Genomic DNA, 19,657 nt, shown 5'->3' with positions numbered 1-19,657 from the left:
CGCGCTCAGAACCGCAACCACCCGCGCCGCGCGAGGTGGTGCAGCACCAGCCCCACGGCCAGGCCGATGGCCACGTTCCACAGGCACAGGCCGGCCGTGGCCAGCACCACCAGGCGGTCGTTTCTGGCCGCGCCCAGCGCGCCCGCGCCCAGGGCCAGCTGCGCGCCGGTGAAGAACAGGATGACGCCCAGCACCGCCGGCGGGAAGAGCTGGAACAGCACGTGCACCGAGTCGCTGAAGAACAGCGCCAGCGCCAGCAGCACGGCACCCAGAATGACCACGGCCCCGCCGGTGCGCGCGCCGAAGGCCACGTGGCCGGCCATGCCGCCCGCGCCATGGCACATGGGCACGCCGCCCACGGTTGAGCTGAACACGTTCATGAGGCCGGTCGACACCGCCACCTTCTTCTCCGTCACCGGCGCGTGAGGGAACAGGCGGTTGTTCTCCTCCTTGATCGCGATCACCGCATTGCCCAGCGTCAGCGGGATCTGCGGCAAGGCGAGAAACACGACGCCGATGAACAGGTCGTTCCACGAGAGCGAGCCCAGGGCGAAGGTGGGCGTGGTCAGTTGCAGGTTCGCATTCGCCAGCGCCGAGCCCAGGGCCGGGTTCTGGTACAGGCCCACCGCCGCGCCCAGGGCCAGCAGCACGAACATGGCGGGAATGGCCCGGGTGCACATCAGCGCCAGGGTGACGGCGCCCGCCACGGCGGCCAGCACCCAGGCTGTCTGCATCATGCGCACGCCTTCGAGCATGAAGCCCAGGCCCAGCCCGAGCACGATGCCCGCCACCACCGTGGGCGGCACCAGGCGCGAGAGGGTGCGCGCCGCGCCCGTGAGCCCGAGCACGAGCCACACCGCGCCCGTCACCAGCGCCGCCGCCACCACGGTGCCGGGTGTGATCACCGCCGTTTGCGCCGCCTGCGCCACCGCCACCGCGCCAATGGCCTTCATGGGCTGCACCGGGAACGGCGTGCGGTAGTACAAGCCGCAGACCAGCATGGCCACGCCGAACGCGAACAGCACGCCCGTCGGGTCCATCTTCAGCACGCCGATGTAGGCCGCCAGAAAGGGAATGAGCGTGCCCAGGTCGCCGAACGCACCGGCCCACTCCATGCGGTCGAATCGGTTGGCCGGTCGCGCCAGCGGCGCGGTGGTGTTGGCGGAAGGTTCGGTGCTCATCAGGGGTGCCAGTTTGACACCACCGGCGGCGTGTTCGCCGAGCGGCTGCCCGCGAGCGCATACGACAGTTCGTTGGCCGCGCGGATCACGTGCTTGGCGTATTTCTCCAGCTTGGGCTTCGTGAGCCGCGAGCCCGGCCCCGAGATGCACATGGAACCCAGCAGCCGCCAGTTCAGGCCGAACACCGGCGCCGACACGCTCGACACCTCGGGCTCGCGCTCGCCCAGCGAGAGGTGGTAGCCGCGCTTGCGGATCTCTTCGTAGGGCTCGCCACGCTGCCCGCTGAATGCCAGGATCACGCGGCCCGGCGAGCCCTTGTCCAGCGGCAGGCGCTCGCCGATGCGCACATGGTGGCGCACCGCCTGCGCGCCTTCCACACGGGCGATGCAGGCGCGGATGTTGCCCTCGCGCACGTAGAAGGTCGCGCTCTCGCCGGTGAGTTGCACGAGTTCGCGCAACACCGGCTCCACGGCGAAGTTCACGTCGAAGCCACGCTGGTAGCGCGCGCCCAGCCAGCCCGTGGCCGGCCCCAGCCGCCACTGGCCGTCCTCGGCCTGCAACATGTAGCTGGAGAGCGCGAGCGTGCGCGCCAGCCGCAGCGCCGTGGTCTTGTGCATGCCCGCGCGCCGGCTCATTTCCGCGAGCGACAGCGTGGCCTCGCCGGCCTGGAAAGTCTCCATCAGCGAGAGTGCCCGCGTCACCGCGTTGACACCCCCGGCAGCGGGTTCATCATCGTCTTTGGGAGGATTGCGCACCATGCACCTCGTTTCGTTCCGTGAAACGGCATTGTACTGAACGCAACTCCTCCCTACAGTCCGGTCCCACGGCCAACGTGGTTGGCTGAACAACTGGAGACAAGCACCGTGATCATTTCCCGCCGCATCCTCGCCGGCCTCGCGCTGGCATCCGTTTTCGTCACCACCGCCCATGCCCAGGCCTGGCCCAACAAGCCGGTGCGCCTGGTCGTGCCCTTTCCCGCGGGCGGCGGCACCGACCTGATCGGCCGCGAGGTCACGCAGAAGATCAGCGAGACCACCAAGTGGTCCTTCATCATCGACAACAAGCCCGGCTCGGGCGGCAACATCGGCATCGACAACGTGGCCAAGTCGCCCGCCGACGGCTACAGCCTGGTGCTCGGCCAGACCAGCAACCTCGCCATCAACCTCAGCCTGTACAGCAAGCTGCCCTACGACCCCGTCAAGGACCTCACGCCGATCTCCATGGTGGCCAGCGCGCCGCTGGCGCTCGTGGTCTCGGCCACCTCGCCCTACAAGACGTTTGCCGAGCTCGTCGCCGCAGCCAAAGCCAAACCCGGCGCGCTGAACTTCGCCACCTCGGGCAACGGCACCGTGGCCCACCTGGCCATGGAGATGTTCCAGAAAGAAGCCGGCGTGAAGCTCATGCACGTGCCCTACAAAGGCGCGGCCCAGGGCATCAACGACGTGATCAGCGAGCGCGTGGAGGTCTACGTGTCGTCCATCCCCACGCTCATCGGCCACATCAAGAACGGCAAGATGCGCGCCCTGGCCGTCACCTCGCTCAAGCGCGTGGACGACCTGCCGCAGACGCCCACCATCGCCGAGTCCGGCTACAAGGGCTTCGAGGCCGTCACCTGGTTCGGCATCCTCGGCCCGGCCAACCTGCCCAAGGACGTCACGGCCCGCCTCAACACCGAGATCAACAAGGCCTTGCAACTGCCCGCCCTGCAGAAACAGCTGAGCGACCAGGGCGCCGACGTGGCCGGTAGCACCCCCGAAGCCTTCGCCAAGCTCATCGGCGACGACATCGTGCGCTGGGGCAAGGTCGTCAAGGACTCCGGCGCCAAGCTCGACTGATTCACTTCCTTCAGGACCCTCACCGTGACCACCACCCCCGACATCCTCCGCGACTTCGAGCGCGTTCCCCCGCACATCGTGCAGCAGGCCGGCGCCTACCAGGCGGCCATCCTGGCCGACGTGGCCGGCCGGCGCGGCGCGCTGCACGGCCGCATCACCGCCCTTCGCCCCAGCATGAAAGTGGTGGGCACCGCGTTCACCGTGGAAGTGCGCCCCGGCGACAACCTCATGATCCACGCCGCCATGTCGCTCGCCCAACCCGGCGACGTGCTGGTGGTGGACGGCAAAGGCGACCAGACCGCCGCGCTCATGGGCACCATCATGATGACCGCGTGCCAGAAGCTCGGCATTGCCGGCGTGGTGCTCGACGGCGCCGTGCGCGACTCGCTCGAACTCGAGGAAATGGGCTTCCCCGTGTTCAGCGTGGGCACCAACCCCAACGGCCCCACCAAGCTCGTGCCCGGCCGCATCGGCCACCCCATCTCCATCGGTGGCGTCACCGTGCACCCCGGCGACCTCGTGCTCGGCGATGCCGACGGCGTGGTGATCGTCGAGCGCGAGAAGATCGAAGCCCTGCTGCCCCTGGCCGAGAAAAAGGTGAAGGACGAAGCCGCGCGCATCGCCGCCATCCAGCAAGGCGACACGGCCGCCAAATGGCTCGACGCCGCGCTGCGCTCGGCCGGCGTGCTCAAGGAAGGGGAGCGGCTGTGAGCTCCACCAGGCCCGCCATCCTCGTCACCGCCGCCGACCTGGCCCCGCAAGCGCTCGCGCTGCTGACCGATTTCGACATCGTCTACGCCGGCAAGACCCCCAGCGAGCAGGACATCGTCGCGCTCTGCCAACAGCACGACCCCGTTGCCATCATCGTGCGCTACGGCAAGGTAGGGGCAGAGGCCATCCACGCCGCGCCCTCGCTGCGCGTGATCTCCAAGCACGGCAGCGGCACCGACACCATCGACAAGGTGGCCGCGACAGCGCGCCACGTGGAAGTGCGCGCCGCCGTGGGCGCCAACGCGGCGGCCGTGGCCGAGCAGGCCATGGCGCTGCTGCTGGCCTGCGCCAAGTCCGTGCCGGCCCTGAACGCCCGCATGCACTCGGGCCACTGGGACAAGGCCACGCACAAAAGCGTGGAGCTGGCCGGCCGCACCGTCGGCCTCATCGGCCTGGGCGCCATCGGCCAGCGCTTCGCGCGCATGGCCAAGGCGCTGGACATGCGGGTGATCGGCTTCGACCCCTACGCGAGCAAGGTGCCGGCCGACATCGAGGTGGTGGACCTCGACACGCTCTGGCGCGAGTCCGACGCGATCTCGCTGCACTGCCCATTGACCGACGACAACCGGGGCTTGCTCAACCGCGACACCCTGGCGCGCTGCAAACCCGGTGTGCTCATCGTCAACACCGCGCGCGGCGGCCTGGTGGACGAAGCCGCGCTGCTGGACGCCGTGCGCACAGGCCACGTGGCCTCGGCCGGGCTGGACAGCTTCGCCATGGAACCCATGGTGGCCGACCACCCGTTCCGCGACGAAGACCGCATCATCCTCAGCCCGCACATCGGCGGCGTCACGGCCGACGCCTACGTGAAGATGGGCCTGGCGGCCAGCGAAAACCTGCTCGCCGTGTTGCGCGAGGCAGAGGTCTCGGCGGACCGCTGAACCCGATCCGCTTCAAGCCGGAAGAAACAGCGCCACCGCGCCGGCCACTGCCCCCACGATGGAGCCGAGCGTGAACAGCAGCCCGGCATCGCGCGCGTTGTCGGCCTTGCGTTCGTTCCAGGCCAGCCACAGCAGCAGGGCGGCGATGGCGCCGATGGTCAAGGCGTAGTCCAGTGAAGTCATGAAGATGCGTCCGATAGAGAAATAGGGAAGGCCGCGCGCGGCGGCGCAGCGCCTCGCGGCCTCCTGGGCCAGGAGGGCATGGCGAGGCAACGCAACGCGGCAGCAGCGTCGTCAGGCGAGGAAGAGGAGGGGGCGCACCAACCGGTGCGCCAGGCGTCACGCCAGGGCGGCAGGCGGCGCGCGGGCCAGGTAGCCGTGGGGCGCGGGCTCGGGCAGCCTCGGGCCACGGCGGTCGGGGGCCTCGCCCCCGGGGGTGTCGAGCGTGGTGAACGTGACGCTGACCACCGGCAGCGCGCCATCGGTCCCCTTCGCCCCCATCTTCTTGGCAACGGGGCGCAGGGCCGCCATCGCAGACCGCCCCGCCGCCGTCATCACCGCCTGACGCAACGGCGTGCCGTCGTCCTGGGCGTAGGGGTGGGGCGCGTGCGCGCTCAGGCGCGCCGCCGGGTTCCCCAGGGAAACACCCAGAAGAACCAGCAGGAACAGAAGCAACGCCACGGCGCTCAGCCGAGGCGTGCTCTGTCTGGCAACTGGATCAGCGGGGGGCTCACGTTCAGGTACTTGGGCTCAAAAAGGCGTCGTCGGATTGTAGGAGGCCGCCTCGATGACGTGCCCACCTGGCCGCTCTCAGGGCGTCAACTCAACGATGTGAGGGTTGTTGGCCAAGTAGGTCTGCCACTCGGTGTCGTCTGCGAGCTTGGGGTAGTTCTGGCCTGACACGCTCCTGCTCAGGCCGATGGTGTCGCGGTGCTCGTGCCAGATCGCGTAGGCACGGCCAGGTTGCCCCCGATGAAAGGACTGCCAGCTCATCCCGTGGACGATGCCGCCATAGCGGGTGTGGAGCTGCAGGGCCACGTTCTGGTACGGCTCGTAGGACCCGAGCGGCTGCAAGGTGCCGCCCAGGCCGAGTTCGTCGCGATTCAAACCGTCGATTGGTATGAAGATCGCGGGCTTTGAAAAGCCGAACCGCACCACGTCGTACCGCTCTGCGGCCTCGCGGTTCCAGGTGTATCGGTCATTGGCGTCGACCTGGAGCACTCGGCATTCCATGGCCACACAGGACAGCGTGTTCGCCGTGTACAGCACCGAGAAGGCCGACTTGTGGCCCGGCGGCGGATCGACGCGCAGGTTGCGGTGCATCTCCGCCGGTGGGTCCCAGTCTCCACCGGTGGCGGTGTGCTGGGTCAGGCGGACGAGGTCCATGCTCTGCGGGTCGATCAGCTCCAGGGCCAGACGGCTTCCCCGGAAGGCGGCGTGGGCGGCGGCAGCCGTCATGCGCCGAGCTCACCTGCGTAGGTTTGTGCTGCGGTGGCGGCTGCCGCACGGCGCTCATCGGGTGAGGCGGCCAGCAAAGCCTCCGCACCCTTGTCGAGGGCGCGTGACGTGGTGCGTTTGCCCGCCAGCACTTCAATGGGCGTCAGGTTCGCCAGGAGATCGTTGGGCGACGAAAAGAAGCCGTAAAGGGCAGGCCCTTCCTGCCCGGTCAGTGGGCTCAGCACCTGCTCCAGGGGATCGCCGGCGATTTCTGGCCAGGCCTGGAAGGCGGGGTATTCCCGGCCCCGCTTTCGCCCGGGTCGGGTCACCGAGAACAGCTTGCCCTGACGCTCCCGGTTGCGCACCGTGTCTTCGCTCAAATCCCCCAAAGCGTCGCCGAGCTCCCGGGCGGTGAGGGGCTCCAGTGGGTCTGCAGCAGGTGCGATGACTGGCGCGCGCTCGGTGCCCATGCGCAATTGCTGCTGCAAGACGCGGGCATCCACGGTGACGTCGACCCAGGCCTTCAGCGCCTCGATGACCGTGGCGCTGAAGCCCGCTCTGGCGAGAAGGGCGACTTTGCGATCGGTCACCTCTTTGAGCGCTTCATTGACGAACTGGCTTGCGAGGTCGGCTTCGGAAACCGATTCGGCAAGCTGCACCCGGGTGGTCTTGCGGGATTTCGGGTACGCGCCTGCGCGTCTGTCCTCGGCTTGAGCACGCTCAAGAAACTGTTGCATCAACTCAGGGTTGTGCTCAGCGAGCATGCCCTCGCGCTCAAGCCGTTCGATAAGGGGGTTGATGTTCATGGTCGACTCCTGGCGGATGCAACTGGCCGCCCTGAGCAACTATACTGAAATTTAACGAATTAGTCTAATTAGCCTTAATTTGCACCCAGCTCGTTCAAGCGAAGCGCTTGCTTTCCACCTGCGCCTGCAGCACCGTGGTGGTGTCCGCCAGTGCGCCAAGCTGCCGCTGCATCTCGGCATTCAGCGTGTGCAGCAGCGAGCCCAGCTCCGAGCGCGAAGGTGGCACAGCGTCGTCCACCTCGTGCTCGTACTCCGGCGAGATGAAGCGCTCCAGCGCCTGATAGGCCTTGAAGGTGATCGACAGCTCGGTCACCTGGTTGGCCACCTGCAGCGCGAGCGACGAAACCCGCGCCTCGGTCGCGTCGGCCGAAGCGGCAGCGCCGAGAACGCGCACGCCGCGCGGCTTTCTGGTGGGGATGGTGCGTTGGTCCGCCATGAGGGCATTGCCTGAATGGCAGGCGCCTCAGCGGCGGCCGTTGTTCTTGTCGGCCAGCGCCTGCAGCGCCAGCAACGTGTCGAACAGGTCGATATAGCGGCGACTCGCCTCGTCGTGAAGCGCCTTGCGTCGCTCGTCGTTCACCGCGTTGGTGATGTCGTGATCGACCTGGCTTTCCATGGACAGGCCCAGCCGGTTGAGCCGGTGGAAGGCTTGAGCGGTGAGGTCGGAGACTTCGTGGGCGAAGCTCTTGGGGCGCAGGCGAGCGAGCGCGTGTTGGAAAGAGAGACGAAGGTTGATGGCCATGTAGAGGCTCCCCGGGATACGGATTGCGACAACCGTCGCCCCTCTTGTGGAGGGGCGGCGGCCCGAACGGGTTGGTCTACCGGGCAGTCCCTGCGGGAACCGGCGAGTCTCGCGACTCCCCGCTCGAGCCGCCAAAAAGCAGCACGAGCGAAAAAGCCGCAGAACTCTGCGGAGGAGGCCTGCGGCTTTCGCTGCAGGAACTGCGGACGGGAGACCAATCCCGATCACGCCTTTTTTGGACGCGATCGGCGGAGTATAGCTAGGGATATGTAATGCAAATGGCCGAATTTGGCCTTGCGCCATCGCATGGTTGCAGGGGGGTGGCTGGTCTGCAGCGAGAACTGCCAGACGCCACCGCTCCGTCAACTCATGATATTGAACAGATTTCAGTCATCATGCCGTGATGCGGAGAATCGCAACTACGTCCAGACATGCCGGCATGTTGACATAGCCAATATTCACTCTGTATAGCGCGGTTGTAACCATCCTAGTGAAATCCGTCCACGCAGAACCAGTCGTACTGCGCGCACGCCCACAGCTGGAAAATCCGCGAGTGGCACCGCCAGCTTCGGAAGGTCGCATGAACGAGCACCCTTCGAGGGCTCTCTCTGAAGCATGTGTAAGTGATACTCGTCACAAAATCAACGTTGCAGGGTGAGAGGTTTCCATGTCCATGATTGCCGAGCTCTTTTTCTCATTCTTGAAAGGCGTAGTGGGCAGAATCGGAGCTGAAGTACTGACGCAACTTGCGAAAGCACTTCGGAAACGCTTGCCATCCATATTCAACGTCGTCCAGCTTGAGGGCGTTTATCTGCGACGAGTGGCGAAAGAGGTGGAATCGATGCCTGTAATCTATCGAAGCATCGAGTTAAGCACGCGCACTGAATATGTAGAGGCATCGCTCAACAAGCTTAGGGGAGCTGCGGATTCACTTCGCTCGAGGCGGGGTGTTGAAGCCACTAAACTGAGGGACTACGATGTCAATCGCGCGAGAAGAATCGTCTGGCTTGGGGAGGCGGGCATTGGAAAAACGACGCTTCTTCGTAAGACGGTCTTAGACATTGCATCAAGGCAGATAAATGAGGAAAGCTTGATCAAGCAAGATGGACTTATTCCAGTTTATGTGCCTCTGAAAGCCGTCTCAATCTCGCACCCCGCCCCGGTGCTCCATTACATACTGAATTCAATCGACTATTTTCGTGGGAACTGGGGACGACAGCGACTACTGCGCCTAGCGCGAAATAAACGTCTGGCGATCTTTTTGGATGGATACGACGAAATCCCCTATCTGAATAATGCACGCCACATCGAGCGCGAACTTGGCGTGCTTCTTTCCAATGACATCTTCGTCGATACCTGGCTTTCGCCTTCGCAGAACTACGGGGAAATCCATCGCGCTATGCAGACGTGCAGGATCTGGATGACCTCACGCAAAGAATTTTTCTTTGCCCACAAGGTTTCATTGTCCAAGGCAAGTTGTTTTGAAGTGTGCGGCCTTCCTAACAACGGGGATGAATTAATTCATAAGATCTTGACATACTACCAACAGAAGATCGTACGAGATGGTGGCAAACCACTTGATGAAGGTGCATTTCTAAGCTCGCTAAAGACTGGTATTAAGGTTGGCCTCGATGATCTTTCCAACAATCCGCTATTTCTAACTATCCTGTCGTATGCCGTTTTTGAGGCCATGCGCAGCGGCAACGATGCCTCTAACGTATGGAGCCACGGTCAAGGTGGAATCATCAGTGCTTGCGCGAATCAACTCCTGCTTGAGATAGATAAAGAGAAATTCGAGCCCTTATCGAGCATCGATCGATTCCGCCTCCGCTCCAACCGCGCGCGCTGGGCGCATCAAAAGCTGTTGATAGTTCGACGTGTGGCATGGCGTGGATATGAACGAGGGATAGCTATCTACAGCTTGGCAGATATAGAGAGTGTCGCGCGTGAGCTACTGAATGAAGCGAAAGGTATTCAAGACCGAAGTGAGCTTATGCGTGGCATTGGAAGCGATGATTACAGCGTCAACGTTGTGGCTCAGATTTGTTACTCTGGCGTTCTGGTCGGGATCCTCAACAGCGAACGCGAGGTTGTCTACGACTTCATTCACCGAAGGTTCCGAGAGTCCCTGGCTATGCAATGCGTTCTGGAGGACGTCGGTGTTGAAAGACTCTGCGACTTGGTGCATGTGCCGACCATGTCTGAGTTGGTGCTAGTGGTAGCAAGAGAAGAGGGGCGCTGGCATCAGCTCTCGCTGGCGACGATGGAAAGAATATTCGTGCTTGCACGAGAAAGGCAAGATCACTGGCACGTTTCCGTCTTGCTCGCTGGACTTTTTCAGCTGCCAGCGGATTCAACCGATAAGCGATACGTATTTAATCAACTAATGGATAAGTGTTTTAATCGGCATGTGTATCCTGTACTAGACCGGAGACTATTGGATTTTCTGAACCAAAATAACTACTCAAGCCACTTTCGCGACTTGACGCTGGCATCCATCCATGCTGCGGCTGATGCGAGTGATTCAGCGAAAATTAGTTTTTGTCTTCCCATCTTGCATGTAATCGACCCTCACGAACACGACATACAGGTGGAGAAAATTCTCGATGCTTGCAGCAACTTAAATGATTTTGCTCGATCCATTTTGACCACTGCAGCAGGAAAGATGGTCAAGCATCGTACCGCCGTTGAACAACTTTTGGTACGAGCCTTCAAAGAAGGATTAAGTTTGAATGATCCTATGACGTTGGCTGCCATCAACATATTTTTGAGGAAAACTGGTGGCGGCTCAGTAACTGAATGGGACTTGAGTGGCGTTGTTTCGGCGCTTCAGAGCATGGACTCCACTTCCGCAACTCTCACTATGGAAGTCATCGCATTCGAGAAGCAAATAAACAATCTGCCAGACGATGAAGATGGATCGACGGGATCAGTAAGAAATAGACTGCTTACAAGCCGATTCCATGTGGATGGCAGCTGGAGATCTGCCGATGGCACCTAAGAGGCGGCCGCGTTAATACACGCTGACGCGGAGCCGCGCTACAAGAGGAAGCGACCCAAAAGACACCTACTCTATGCACGGGGCAGGTGGCAGGCAGATTTCGCAGTTGCATGTTTGGTCCGTGTAGGCCACTTCTAGGTCAATCGAGTGCGCCGATTTGATCGCCCATAAATCAGAGTTGGAAGGCGGCCACGGGCGATTGATCAGCTGCGAAGGTAGAACTACCGGATTGCCAATCCACCATCTCGGCGACCGCTTTGAGCAATCGTACACTTCCCCCGGCCTGAGGTTGGCGTCTCTTCTCAGTCTGAAGCGACCGTTCATTGGGGCAAGCCTCATGGCGACTCCTTGCCGGTGAGAAGCACCCGCCTGCGCGGCACACGTCACTCAGCCGAACCGCTGGGCAGATCCGAAATCGCCGATCAGTTGCAAATGACTGACGAGGCTGCCATCGACTTGCACACCATGAAGGTAGAAGCCCGGCGGCTCGAAGATGAAGGCGGGTTCGCTTTGCGGCAGCAACCCCAGGGCGATCTGGTGGGCGGTGGAGGGCGCGGTCATCGCCAGCGTGCCGCCGAAGCGCCGCAGGATCGTGCGGTGCAGATGACCACACAGCAAGCGCTCCACCTGCGGGTGCCGCGAGACGATGCGTTCGAGTTCCTCGGCGCCTTCGCGCAGACCCATGCCGTCCATGAAGGCGATGCCGGTGGTGAAGGGCGGGTGGTGCAGGGCGATGAGGGTGGGCATTTCGGGCTGGGCGTCCAGGCGCTTGCTCAGCCAGTTCAACCTCGCGGCGCACAGGGTGCCGAACGGCTTGCCCGGCACGGTCGTGTCGATTGAGAGCAGGCGATGGCTGCCGAGGTCCAGCTCATAGAGCACGAACGCCGCGATCGTGCCGTCGTCTTCGAGGTTGCCTTGCAGGTAGGCATGGTCAGGAAACGCTTCCCGCAGTTGGGGCACCGAGTCGTGGTTGCCGGGCATCAGCCAGTAGGGACAGGGCAGGGGCTTGAGCAACTCGCGCAGGTGCTGGTACTCGTCAAGCGAACCCTGATCCACCAGGTCGCCGGTGATCAGCACATGGCTCGGGCGCGGTGTGATCTGGTTGACCTGCTCGACGGCCTGGGCGAGGTACTTCGCGGTGTCGATGCGCCCCATCAGGCGCTTGCCCCGCGCCACCACATGGGGGTCGGAGAGTTGCACAAGGTTCAGGCGCGGTGTTTCCTGGTTCATGGCGTGGGGCTCGGGTGGGGTGGCGGTGCTGGCGAAACACGCGCTCATTCTCACGCAAGGTGACGCCCGGCTACACCGTCACGATCTCATCATTCAACGCCTCTTCCACGATCTGCCGCGTGAGGCTCGGCGCGAAGTTCTCGATGAAGCTGTACGCGTACCCGCGCAGCCAGGTGCCGCGCCGCACCGCGAGGCGGGTGACGTTGATTTCGAACAGGTGCCGCGCGTCCAGCGCGTGCAGGTGGCGGTCGCGGTCGGGGTCCACCGCGATGCTGGCGACGATGCCCACGCCCATGCCCAGTTCCACATAGGTCTTGATCACGTCCGCATCCATCGCGGTGATGACCACGTTGGGCCGCACGCCTTCCTTGTCGAACGCGTCGTCGATGTGCGATCGGCCGGTGTAGCCCTGGTCGTAGGTGATGATGGGGTGTTCGGCCAGTTGCTGCAGCGACAGCGGGCCCTCCACGCGCAGCAGCGGGTGGCCGTGCGGCACCACGACGCTGTGCGTCCAGCGGTAGCAGGGCAGCGTGACGAGTTGCGGGTAGTTGGCCAGTGCTTCGGTGGCGATGCCGATGTCGGCTTCGCCCGCGATCAGCATTTCGGCCACCTGTTTGGGTGAGCCCTGGTGCAGGTTGAGCGTGACTTGCGGGAACAGCGCGCGGAAGTCGCGCACGGCGTGCGGCAAGGCGTAGCGTGCCTGCGAGTGGGTGGCGGCGATGGAGAGGCCGCCTTCGAGGCGCGAGACGAATTCCTTGCCGGCCTGCTTGAGGTTGTCGGCTTCCTGCAGCAGGCGCTCCACGATGGGCAGCAGCGTTTGCCCCGGCCCGGTGAGGCCGGTGAGGCGCTTGCCCGCGCGGGCGAAGATGGTCACGCCCAGCTCGTCTTCCAGCTCGCGGATCTGCCGGCTCACGCCGGGTTGCGAGGTGTAGAGCATGGCGGCAACCTCGGTGAGGTTGAAGCCGCTGCGCGCTGTCTCTCGAACCGATCTGAGTTGCTGGAAGTTCATGGCGTTGTCGTCAGAGCAAGGCGTCTGCCCAGATGTTGCGTGCCCAGGACCGGGCGTACTGGCCTTCGAGCGCATTGGCGGTGGGCGTGAGGCCGCCCGCGCCGTTCACGGCCACGAGTGTTTTCTGCTCGGTGTTCCACTTGTGCACGCTGGCCACGTGCACCACGTCGGTGTCGCTCACGAAGCTGTAGCAGGTGTTGGCGATGATGGGTTCGGTGTTCACCGGCCGGCCCTGGATGAGCGCGATCACGGCGTCGGCCGCCACCTTGGCGTGGTTGTTGGCCATGAAGCCGGACTTGGGCATGCCCGGGGCCGACAGGGTGGCGTCGCCCAGCACGTGGATGCCCGGGGCCACGGTGGATTCGAAGGTCTGGAAGTTGACGCCGCACCACTTGTTGTTGGCGGTGATGAGCCCGGCGGTCTGCGCGATGCGCCCGGCCTGCTGCGGCGGCACCACGTTGAGCACGCCCGCGCGCACGGTTTCGAACTGCAGTTCCACGGTGCGGTTGGCCGCGTCCACGCGCACGATCTCGCTGTTGGGCTTGTATTCGACGATGCCGGGGTAGAGCTCGTTCCAGGCCTTGAGGAAGAGGGCCTTCTTGGAGGTGATGTCCGGGTTGGCGTCGAGCACCAGCACCTTGCTGTGCGGCTTGTGCTGCTTGAAGTAGAAGGCCACTTGCGCGGCGCGTTCGTAGGGGCCGGGTGGGCAGCGGTAGGGCGCCTTGGGAATGTGCAGGGCGTACACGCCGCCATCGGGCAGGGCTTCGAGCTGCTTGCGCAGGGCCACGGTCTGCGGGCCGGCTTTCCAGGCGTGCAGCACCTGGTTTTGCGCTTCGGCGCTTTGCAGGCCGGGCACCTGGTCGAACTGGAAGTCCACGCCGGGCGAGACGATGAGGCGGTCGTACTTCAGTGTGTCGCCGCGCGCCAGGCGCACTTCTTTCCTGGCCGCGTCGATGGCGGTGGCCTCGTCGCGCACCACGCGCACGCCGTGCTTTTTCTGCAGCGCGTCGTAGCCGGTGGTGAGGTTCTCGATCTTTTCCGTGCCGCCGAGCACGAGGTTGCTCAGCGGGCAGGAGACAAACGCGGCTTCGCGCTCGACCAGCACCACCTCGATCTCGGGCGCCCATTGGCGGATGTACTTGGCGGCGGTGGCGCCACCGAAACCGCCGCCGATGACGACGACGCGGGCCTTGGGCGCGGACGAAACCGAGGCGCAGCCCGGCAGGGCCAGGGCGGCCACGGTGCCACCGGCGGCGGCGAGGAAGTGGCGGCGTTGCAGCAGTTGCTTCATGGGGTGGGCTCCTTGTTGTTATTTGGGTTGGCGCGCGAAGTGGGCGGCCAGGCGGTCGAGCTCGGCGTCGGTGTAGCCCTTGGCGTGCTGGTGCATCACGGTGGCGGGCAGCGTGCCTTGCTTGTAGGCCAGCAGCTTCTGCAGCAGCACGGCCTTGTCCTGCCCGGCAATGGCGGGGATGGCGCTGTGGCTCTTGCCGTCGGTGCCGTGGCAGGCCGCGCACGAGGCGGCCCAGGCGCGGGCCTGGAGGTCGGGCGCGGTCTGCGCCTGCGCGGCGCCGCCCAGCAGTGCGAGCGTGGCGGCCGCCAGGCCGAGGATTCGTTTCATCGTGGGGTCTCCGTGTTTTCAGGTGATGGTTGAGTGAGATGTCTTGCCCCAGGGCTCCCGAGGATCCGGCTTTGCCGGTCCCAGGGTGCGCCCCCCTTGAGGGGGGTGGCGCCGAAGGCGACGCGGGGGGTGTTCATACGCTTGCCAGGGCCTGGTCGAGGTCGGCCAGCAGGTCGTCGATGTGTTCGATGCCGATGGACAGGCGCACCGCGTCTTCGGGCACGCCGGACTTGGCCAGCTCCTCGGGCGAGAGCTGGCGGTGCGTGGTGGAGGCGGGGTGGGTGGCGAGCGATTTGGCGTCGCCGATGTTCACCAGGCGGGTGAAGAGCTGCAGCGCATCGAGGAAGCGCGCGCCGGCCGCGCGGCCTTCGCCGGCGGCGGCTTTCACGCCGAAGGTGAGCAGGCCCGAGGCGTGGCCGCCCAGGTACTTCAGGGCGAGCGCGTGGTCCGGGTGGTTGGGCAGACCGGCGTAGTTCACCCAGCCCACCTTGGCGTGCTGCTCCAGGTGCTTGGCCACGCGCAGCGTGTTGCTGTTGATGCGGTCCAGCCGCAGCGAGAGGGTTTCGATGCCTTGCAGGATCAGGAAGGCGTTGAAGGGCGAGATGGCCGCGCCGGTGTTGCGCAGCGGCACGACGCGCGCCCGCCCGATGTAGGCCGCCGGGCCCAGGGCCTCGGTGTAGACCACGCCGTGGTAGCTCGGGTCGGGCTCGTTCAGGCGCTTGAAGCGGGCCTTGCGCTCCGCCCAGGGGAACTTGCCGCTGTCGATGATGGCGCCGCCAATGCTGGTGCCGTGGCCGCCGAGGTATTTGGTGAGCGACTGCACCACGATGTCGGCGCCGTGTTCGATCGGGCGCAGCAAGTAGGGCGAGGCGACGGTGTTGTCCACGATCAGCGGCACGCCGTGCTTGTGCGCGATGGCGGCGACGGCCGCGATGTCGGTGATGTTGCCCTGCGGGTTGCCGATGGACTCGACGAAGATGGCTTTGGTGCGCGCGTCGATCAGCGGCTCGAAGCTGGCCGGGTCGCGGTGGTCGGCGAAGCGCGTGGTGATGCCGAACTGCGGCAGCGTGTGCGCGAAGAGGTTGTAGGTGCCGCCGTAGAGCGCGGTGCTGGAGACGATGTTGTCGCCCGACTCGGCGATGGTCTGGATGGCGTAGGTCACGGCGGCCTGGCCCGAGGCCAGCGCCAGCGCGGCGATGCCGCCTTCCAGCGAGGCGATGCGCTGTTCCAGCACGTCCTGCGTCGGGTTCATGATGCGCGTGTAGATGTTGCCCGGCACCTTCAGGTCGAACAGGTCGGCGCCGTGCTGCGCGTTGTCGAAGGCGTAGGCGGCGGTCTGGTAGATCGGCACGGCCACGGCCTTGGTGGTGGGGTCGGGCTTGTAGCCGGCATGCACCGAGCGGGTTTCGAATTTCCAGTGGGCGGACATCGGTTTTTCTCCTTGTTGGGTGTTCGTTCAGGCGGTGGCGAGTTCGCGCGCCGCTGGCGCGGCGGCGGGGTGTTCGGGGCGCGGCAGGCCCAGGTGGTCGCGCAGGGTGCGGCCGCTGTATTCGGTCCGGAACAGGCCGCGCCGCTGCAGCTCGGGCACGACGAGCTGCGCGAAATCCTTCAGGCCATGGGGCAGCGTGGGCGCGAGCACGTTGAAGCCGTCGGCCGCGCCGGTGGTGAACCAGTGTTCGAGCTGGTCGGCGATGGACTCGGCCGTGCCCACCACCGTCCAGTGGCCGCGCGCGCCGGCCACGCGCTCGTAGAGCAGGCGGATCGTCAGGCCTTCGCGGCGCGAGAGGCCGGCGAACAGTTCCTGGCGGCTCTGCCAGCCCTCGGTCACCGGCAGGTCCTGCGGGAGGGGGCCGTCCACCGGGTACTTGGAAAGGTCCACGTTGCCGAGGAAGGTGGAGAGCAGGCCGACGCCGAGCACGGGGTCGATGAGGGATTGCAGTTGCTCGAACTTCTCGCGCGCCTCGGCCTCGCTGCGGCCCACGAAGGGCGAGATGCCGGGCAGGATCTTCAGCGCGTCGGTGGAGCGGCCATACCCGGCCAGCTGGCCCTTGAGGCTGTTGCAGAACTTGCGCGCCTCGTCGGCCGTCTGCTGCGCGGTCCCGCCGGCCGAGGGCACCACGTCCGGGTGCCGCCAGGCGGCCAGGTGGTGGCCGGCGCCGAAGAAGAAGGCACCGAGGTGCATCTGGCGAGGGGTGGTCATGTCAGAACCCGGCCAGGACGGAGCCCTTGAACTCGGTCTGGATGAAGGCCTTGACTTCGGCTGACTGGTAGGCCTTCACGAGTTTGGCGACCCAGGGCTTGTCCTTGTCGGCTTCGCGCACGGCGATCAGGTTCACGTACGGGCTCTTGGCGTTTTCCTGGGCGATGGCGTCCTTGCCCGGGTTCAGGCCGGCGGAAAGCGCGTAGTTGGTGTTGATGGCCGAGGCGTCGAGGTCGTCGAGCGAGCGCGGCAGCTGCGCGGCGTCGAGTTCCACGAACCTGAGCTTCTTGGGGTTGCTCACCACGTCCAGCGGCGTGGCCTTCAGGCCGGCTTCGGGCTTGAGCTTGATCAGACCCTGGTCCTGCAGCACCAGCAGCACACGCCCGCCGTTGGTGGGGTCGTTCGGGATGCCGACCTTGCCGCCTTCGGGCAGGTCTTTCAGGCTCTTGACCTTCTTGCTGTAGATGCCGATGGGGAAGTTCACCGTGTAGCCGACGGCGGTGAATTTGTAGCCACGGTCCTTGATCTGGTTGTCCAGGTAGGGCTTGTGCTGGTAGCTGTTGGCGTCGAGGTCGCCAGCGGCGAGCGCGGCGTTGGGCTGCACGTAGTCGCTGAACTCGACGATCTGGATCTTCAGGCCGTCCTTCTCGGCGATCTTCTTCACCTGTTCGAAGATCTGCGCGTGCGGGCCGGCGGTGACGCCGATCTTGAGCGGCTTGTCCTGCGCGAGCGCGGGCGCGGCGAAGGCGGCGGCCAGCGTGAGGGCCAGGGTGGATTGGAGCAGTTGCCGTTTGATCATTTCAGGGTTCCTTGTGGTTGATAAAAGTTTTCAAAGCGCACGAAACAACACTTCCGGAGCGTGTGCCTCGATCCAGAGGCATCAAGGGACGGCTCCGCCGGCCCAAGATGCCGTCCCCCCTCCAAGCGCCGAAGGCGCGCAAGTGAGGGGGGAAGCCGCGCAGCGGCGCAGGGGGGTGTTTCATTTCTTGTTCAAGCGGCGCACCAACCAGTCGCCCAGGCTTTGCACGGCCTGCACGAAGACGATGAGCAGCAGCACCACGGCCAGCATCACCTCGGGCAGGAAGCGCTGGTAGCCGTAGCGGATGCCGAGGTCGCCCAGGCCGCCCCCGCCGATGGCGCCGGCCATGGCCGAGTAGCCGGTGAGGCTCACGAGGGTGATGGTGAAACCCGCCACGATGCCGGGGAAGGCCTCGGGCAGCAGCACCTTGAAGACGATCTGCGGCGTGGTGGCGCCCATGGCCTGCGCGGCTTCGATCAGGCCGCTGTCCACCTCGCGCAGCGAGGTTTCCACCAGGCGCGCGATGAAGGGCGCGGCGGCGATGGTCAGCGGCACCACGGCGGCGGCCGTGCCGATGGACGAGCCGGTGATGAGGCGCGTGAACGGGATGATCGCGACCAGCAGGATGATGAAGGGCGTGGAGCGCACCGCGTTGACGATGCCGCCCACGGTGCGGTTGAAGGCCGCGTTCTGCAGCACACCGCCGTGGTCGGTGAGGCGCAGCAGCACGCCCAGCGGCACGCCGATGAGCGCGCCCACGAAGCCGGAGATGCCCACCATCACCAGCGTCTCCCAGAACGAGAGCACGAAGAGGTCGAGCAGGGCGGGCGGGAACCAGGTTTGCAGTTGTTCAAGCACAGGCCACCTCCTGCACTTGCACGCCGGCACCGCGCAGGTGGCCGACGGCGGCGGTGAGCTGCTCGCGCGCGCCACTGGCGAGCACGGCCAGCGTGCCGAAGGGGTGGCCTTGCACCTCGTCGATCTGGCCGTGCACGATGTTCAGGTCCAGCCCGAAGCGGCGCACCAGGTCGGAGAGCAGGGGCTGGTCGGACTCGACTCCCGCGAACACCAGGCGCAGCAGGCTGGCCGGCGGCTGGCCCGGCACGCCGAGCAGGCCGCGCACGCGCTCGAGTACGTTGGCGGGCAGCTCGCGCGGCACCACGTCGTCGAGCAGGCTGCGCGTGACCTCGTGCGCCGGGTGGCTGAAGACCTGCAAGGCCTCGCCCTGTTCGACGATCTGGCCGGCCTCCATCACCGCGAGGCGGTGGGCGACCTGCTTGATCACCTGCATCTGGTGCGTGATGAGCACGATGGTGAGGCCCAGTTCGCGGTTGATCTGCTGCAGCAGCGCGAGGATGGAGCGAGTGGTCTCGGGGTCGAGCGCGGAGGTGGCTTCGTCCGAGAGCAGCACCTTGGGCTGGCTGGCCAGGGCGCGGGCAATGCCCACGCGCTGTTTCTGCCCGCCGCTGATCTGGGCCGGGTAGCGGTCGGCCAGCGCGCCCAGGCCCACGAGTTCGAGCAGCGGGTTCACGCGCGCGCGGATCTGGTGGCGCGAGAGGCCGGCGAGTTCGAGCGGCAGCGCCACGTTGTCGAACACGGTGCGCGAGGTCAGCAGGTTGAAGTGCTGGAAGATCATGCCGATGTCGCGCCGGGCTTCGCGCAGGCCGGCGGCGTTCAGCGTGGTGAGGGAGCGGCCGGCGACCGTCACCGTGCCCTGGCTGGGCCGGTTGAGCAGGTTGATGGTGCGCACCAGCGAGCTCTTGCCCGCGCCGCTGCGCCCGATCACGCCGAAGACCTCACCGCCGCGGATCTGCAGGTCCACGCCGCGCAGGGCGTGCACCGGCCCTTTCGGGCCGCGGTAGGTCTGGTGGATGTTGTCGAGAAGGATCACGTCGGCGCCGGCCTTCAGAGCTTGGCGATCGACACTTCGGTCGACTTCACGAGCGCGACCACCTCGGAGCCGATCTGCAGGTCCAGGTCGTTCACCGAGCGGGTGGTGATGACGGAGGTGACGATGCCCCAGGGCGTTTCGACATCGACTTCGGAGACGACATCGCCCTTGATGATTTCCTTGACTTTGCCCTTGAACTGGTTGCGCACGTTGATGGCTTGGATGGACATGGTGTTTTCCTTGGTTTGAAGTGGAG

21 protein-coding genes and 1 pseudogene are annotated in these 19,657 nt (G+C 65.2%); 4 read left to right on the top strand and 18 right to left on the bottom strand.

Annotated features, from left to right (window positions below; genetic code table 11):
* Positions 1–5: 5 nt before the first annotated feature.
* Together ABSY19_RS02280 and ABSY19_RS02275 are read right to left on the bottom strand one after the other, a co-directional pair.
* On the bottom strand, positions 6–1,181 hold the full coding sequence (locus ABSY19_RS02280; RefSeq protein WP_382158676.1) for a putative sulfate/molybdate transporter: 1,176 nt from the start codon (positions 1,179–1,181) through the stop codon (positions 6–8).
* On the bottom strand, positions 1,181–1,939 hold the full coding sequence (locus ABSY19_RS02275) for an IclR family transcriptional regulator (protein ID WP_382158674.1): 759 nt from the start codon (positions 1,937–1,939) through the stop codon (positions 1,181–1,183). The genes ABSY19_RS02280 and ABSY19_RS02275 overlap by 1 nt, the downstream gene beginning before the upstream one ends.
* Positions 1,940–2,044: 105 nt before the next feature.
* Here ABSY19_RS02275 and ABSY19_RS02270 point away from each other — a divergent pair, with 105 nt between their 5' ends.
* The 3 genes from ABSY19_RS02270 to ABSY19_RS02260 are packed head-to-tail and all read left to right on the top strand — an operon-like array spanning position 2,045 to position 4,668.
* On the top strand, positions 2,045–3,016 hold the full coding sequence (locus tag ABSY19_RS02270; RefSeq protein WP_382158672.1) for a Bug family tripartite tricarboxylate transporter substrate binding protein: 972 nt from the start codon (positions 2,045–2,047) through the stop codon (positions 3,014–3,016).
* A 24-nt stretch (positions 3,017–3,040) separates the two neighbouring features.
* Positions 3,041–3,727 carry an RraA family protein gene (locus tag ABSY19_RS02265; RefSeq protein ID WP_382158670.1) on the top strand — a complete coding sequence of 229 codons (687 nt, stop codon included), beginning with the start codon at positions 3,041–3,043 and terminating at the stop codon, positions 3,725–3,727.
* The gene (locus ABSY19_RS02260) at positions 3,724–4,668 is read left to right on the top strand and encodes a hydroxyacid dehydrogenase (RefSeq protein ID WP_382158668.1); all 945 of its coding nucleotides are present in this window, start codon (positions 3,724–3,726) and stop codon (positions 4,666–4,668) included. Before ABSY19_RS02265 ends, ABSY19_RS02260 begins: the two co-directional genes overlap by 4 nt.
* 12 nt (positions 4,669–4,680) lie before the next feature.
* Here ABSY19_RS02260 and ABSY19_RS02255 read toward each other — a convergent pair whose 3' ends face one another.
* The 6 genes from ABSY19_RS02255 to ABSY19_RS02230 all read right to left on the bottom strand — a co-directional run bounded on the left by ABSY19_RS02255 (position 4,681) and on the right by ABSY19_RS02230 (position 7,653).
* On the bottom strand, positions 4,681–4,851 hold the full coding sequence (locus ABSY19_RS02255) for a hypothetical protein (RefSeq protein WP_382158666.1): 171 nt from the start codon (positions 4,849–4,851) through the stop codon (positions 4,681–4,683).
* Between the two features lie 156 nt (positions 4,852–5,007).
* On the bottom strand, positions 5,008–5,349 hold the full coding sequence (locus ABSY19_RS02250) for a hypothetical protein (protein ID WP_382158664.1): 342 nt from the start codon (positions 5,347–5,349) through the stop codon (positions 5,008–5,010).
* A gap of 129 nt (positions 5,350–5,478) precedes the next feature.
* Positions 5,479–6,126 carry an RES domain-containing protein gene (locus ABSY19_RS02245; protein WP_382158662.1) on the bottom strand — a complete coding sequence of 216 codons (648 nt, stop codon included), beginning with the start codon at positions 6,124–6,126 and terminating at the stop codon, positions 5,479–5,481.
* Positions 6,123–6,911, bottom strand: coding sequence for a hypothetical protein (locus tag ABSY19_RS02240; RefSeq protein WP_382158660.1), 789 nt, complete (start codon positions 6,909–6,911; stop codon positions 6,123–6,125). Before ABSY19_RS02240 ends, ABSY19_RS02245 begins: the two co-directional genes overlap by 4 nt.
* 94 nt (positions 6,912–7,005) lie before the next feature.
* The gene (locus ABSY19_RS02235; protein WP_382158658.1) at positions 7,006–7,347 is read right to left on the bottom strand and encodes a hypothetical protein; all 342 of its coding nucleotides are present in this window, start codon (positions 7,345–7,347) and stop codon (positions 7,006–7,008) included.
* Positions 7,348–7,374: 27 nt separating this feature from the next.
* Complete coding sequence (locus ABSY19_RS02230) at positions 7,375–7,653, bottom strand: hypothetical protein (protein ID WP_382158656.1); 279 nt, start codon at positions 7,651–7,653, stop codon at positions 7,375–7,377.
* Positions 7,654–8,320: 667 nt separating this feature from the next.
* Here ABSY19_RS02230 and ABSY19_RS02225 point away from each other — a divergent pair.
* Positions 8,321–10,654 carry an NACHT domain-containing protein gene (locus ABSY19_RS02225; protein ID WP_382158654.1) on the top strand — a complete coding sequence of 778 codons (2,334 nt, stop codon included), beginning with the start codon at positions 8,321–8,323 and terminating at the stop codon, positions 10,652–10,654.
* Between the two features lie 387 nt (positions 10,655–11,041).
* Here ABSY19_RS02225 and ABSY19_RS02220 read toward each other — a convergent pair whose 3' ends face one another.
* The 10 genes and pseudogenes from ABSY19_RS02220 to ABSY19_RS02175 all read right to left on the bottom strand — a co-directional run bounded on the left by ABSY19_RS02220 (position 11,042) and on the right by ABSY19_RS02175 (position 19,631).
* Complete coding sequence (locus ABSY19_RS02220) at positions 11,042–11,884, bottom strand: phosphodiesterase (protein WP_382158652.1); 843 nt, start codon at positions 11,882–11,884, stop codon at positions 11,042–11,044.
* A gap of 70 nt (positions 11,885–11,954) precedes the next feature.
* Positions 11,955–12,893, bottom strand: coding sequence for a CysB family HTH-type transcriptional regulator (locus ABSY19_RS02215; protein WP_382158650.1), 939 nt, complete (start codon positions 12,891–12,893; stop codon positions 11,955–11,957).
* A 10-nt stretch (positions 12,894–12,903) separates the two neighbouring features.
* On the bottom strand, positions 12,904–14,172 hold the full coding sequence (locus ABSY19_RS02210; protein ID WP_382164007.1) for an FCSD flavin-binding domain-containing protein: 1,269 nt from the start codon (positions 14,170–14,172) through the stop codon (positions 12,904–12,906).
* Positions 14,173–14,202: 30 nt separating this feature from the next.
* Entirely contained in the window at positions 14,203–14,511 is a 309-nt protein-coding gene (locus ABSY19_RS02205) for a c-type cytochrome (RefSeq protein WP_382158648.1), read from the bottom strand.
* A gap of 133 nt (positions 14,512–14,644) precedes the next feature.
* A complete protein-coding gene (locus ABSY19_RS02200; protein ID WP_382158646.1) occupies positions 14,645–15,940 on the bottom strand; it encodes an O-acetylhomoserine aminocarboxypropyltransferase/cysteine synthase family protein in 1,296 nt (431 codons plus the stop codon).
* Positions 15,941–15,967: 27 nt separating this feature from the next.
* Positions 15,968–16,609 (bottom strand): annotated as a pseudogene (locus ABSY19_RS02195) (nitrilotriacetate monooxygenase); the annotation flags it as partial.
* Between the two features lie 103 nt (positions 16,610–16,712).
* Positions 16,713–17,510: a MetQ/NlpA family ABC transporter substrate-binding protein gene (locus tag ABSY19_RS02190; protein ID WP_291115338.1), complete on the bottom strand. Its 798-nt coding sequence runs from the start codon at positions 17,508–17,510 to the stop codon at positions 16,713–16,715.
* A 180-nt stretch (positions 17,511–17,690) separates the two neighbouring features.
* Positions 17,691–18,290, bottom strand: coding sequence for a methionine ABC transporter permease (locus ABSY19_RS02185; protein ID WP_382164005.1), 600 nt, complete (start codon positions 18,288–18,290; stop codon positions 17,691–17,693).
* Positions 18,291–18,360: 70 nt separating this feature from the next.
* The gene (locus ABSY19_RS02180; RefSeq protein ID WP_382158644.1) at positions 18,361–19,401 is read right to left on the bottom strand and encodes a methionine ABC transporter ATP-binding protein; all 1,041 of its coding nucleotides are present in this window, start codon (positions 19,399–19,401) and stop codon (positions 18,361–18,363) included.
* A gap of 14 nt (positions 19,402–19,415) precedes the next feature.
* Positions 19,416–19,631, bottom strand: a complete 216-nt coding sequence (locus tag ABSY19_RS02175; RefSeq protein WP_382158642.1) for a molybdopterin-binding protein — start codon at positions 19,629–19,631, stop codon at positions 19,416–19,418.
* Positions 19,632–19,657: the final 26 nt, after the last annotated feature.

The sequence above is a fragment of the Hydrogenophaga sp. ANAO-22 genome (genome assembly GCF_042466645.1).
In the GTDB taxonomy this organism is placed as follows: Bacteria; Pseudomonadota; Gammaproteobacteria; order Burkholderiales; family Burkholderiaceae_C; genus Hydrogenophaga.
Note: the sequence above shows the minus strand (reverse complement) of the source record. Positions and strands in the feature narration are given on the sequence as shown.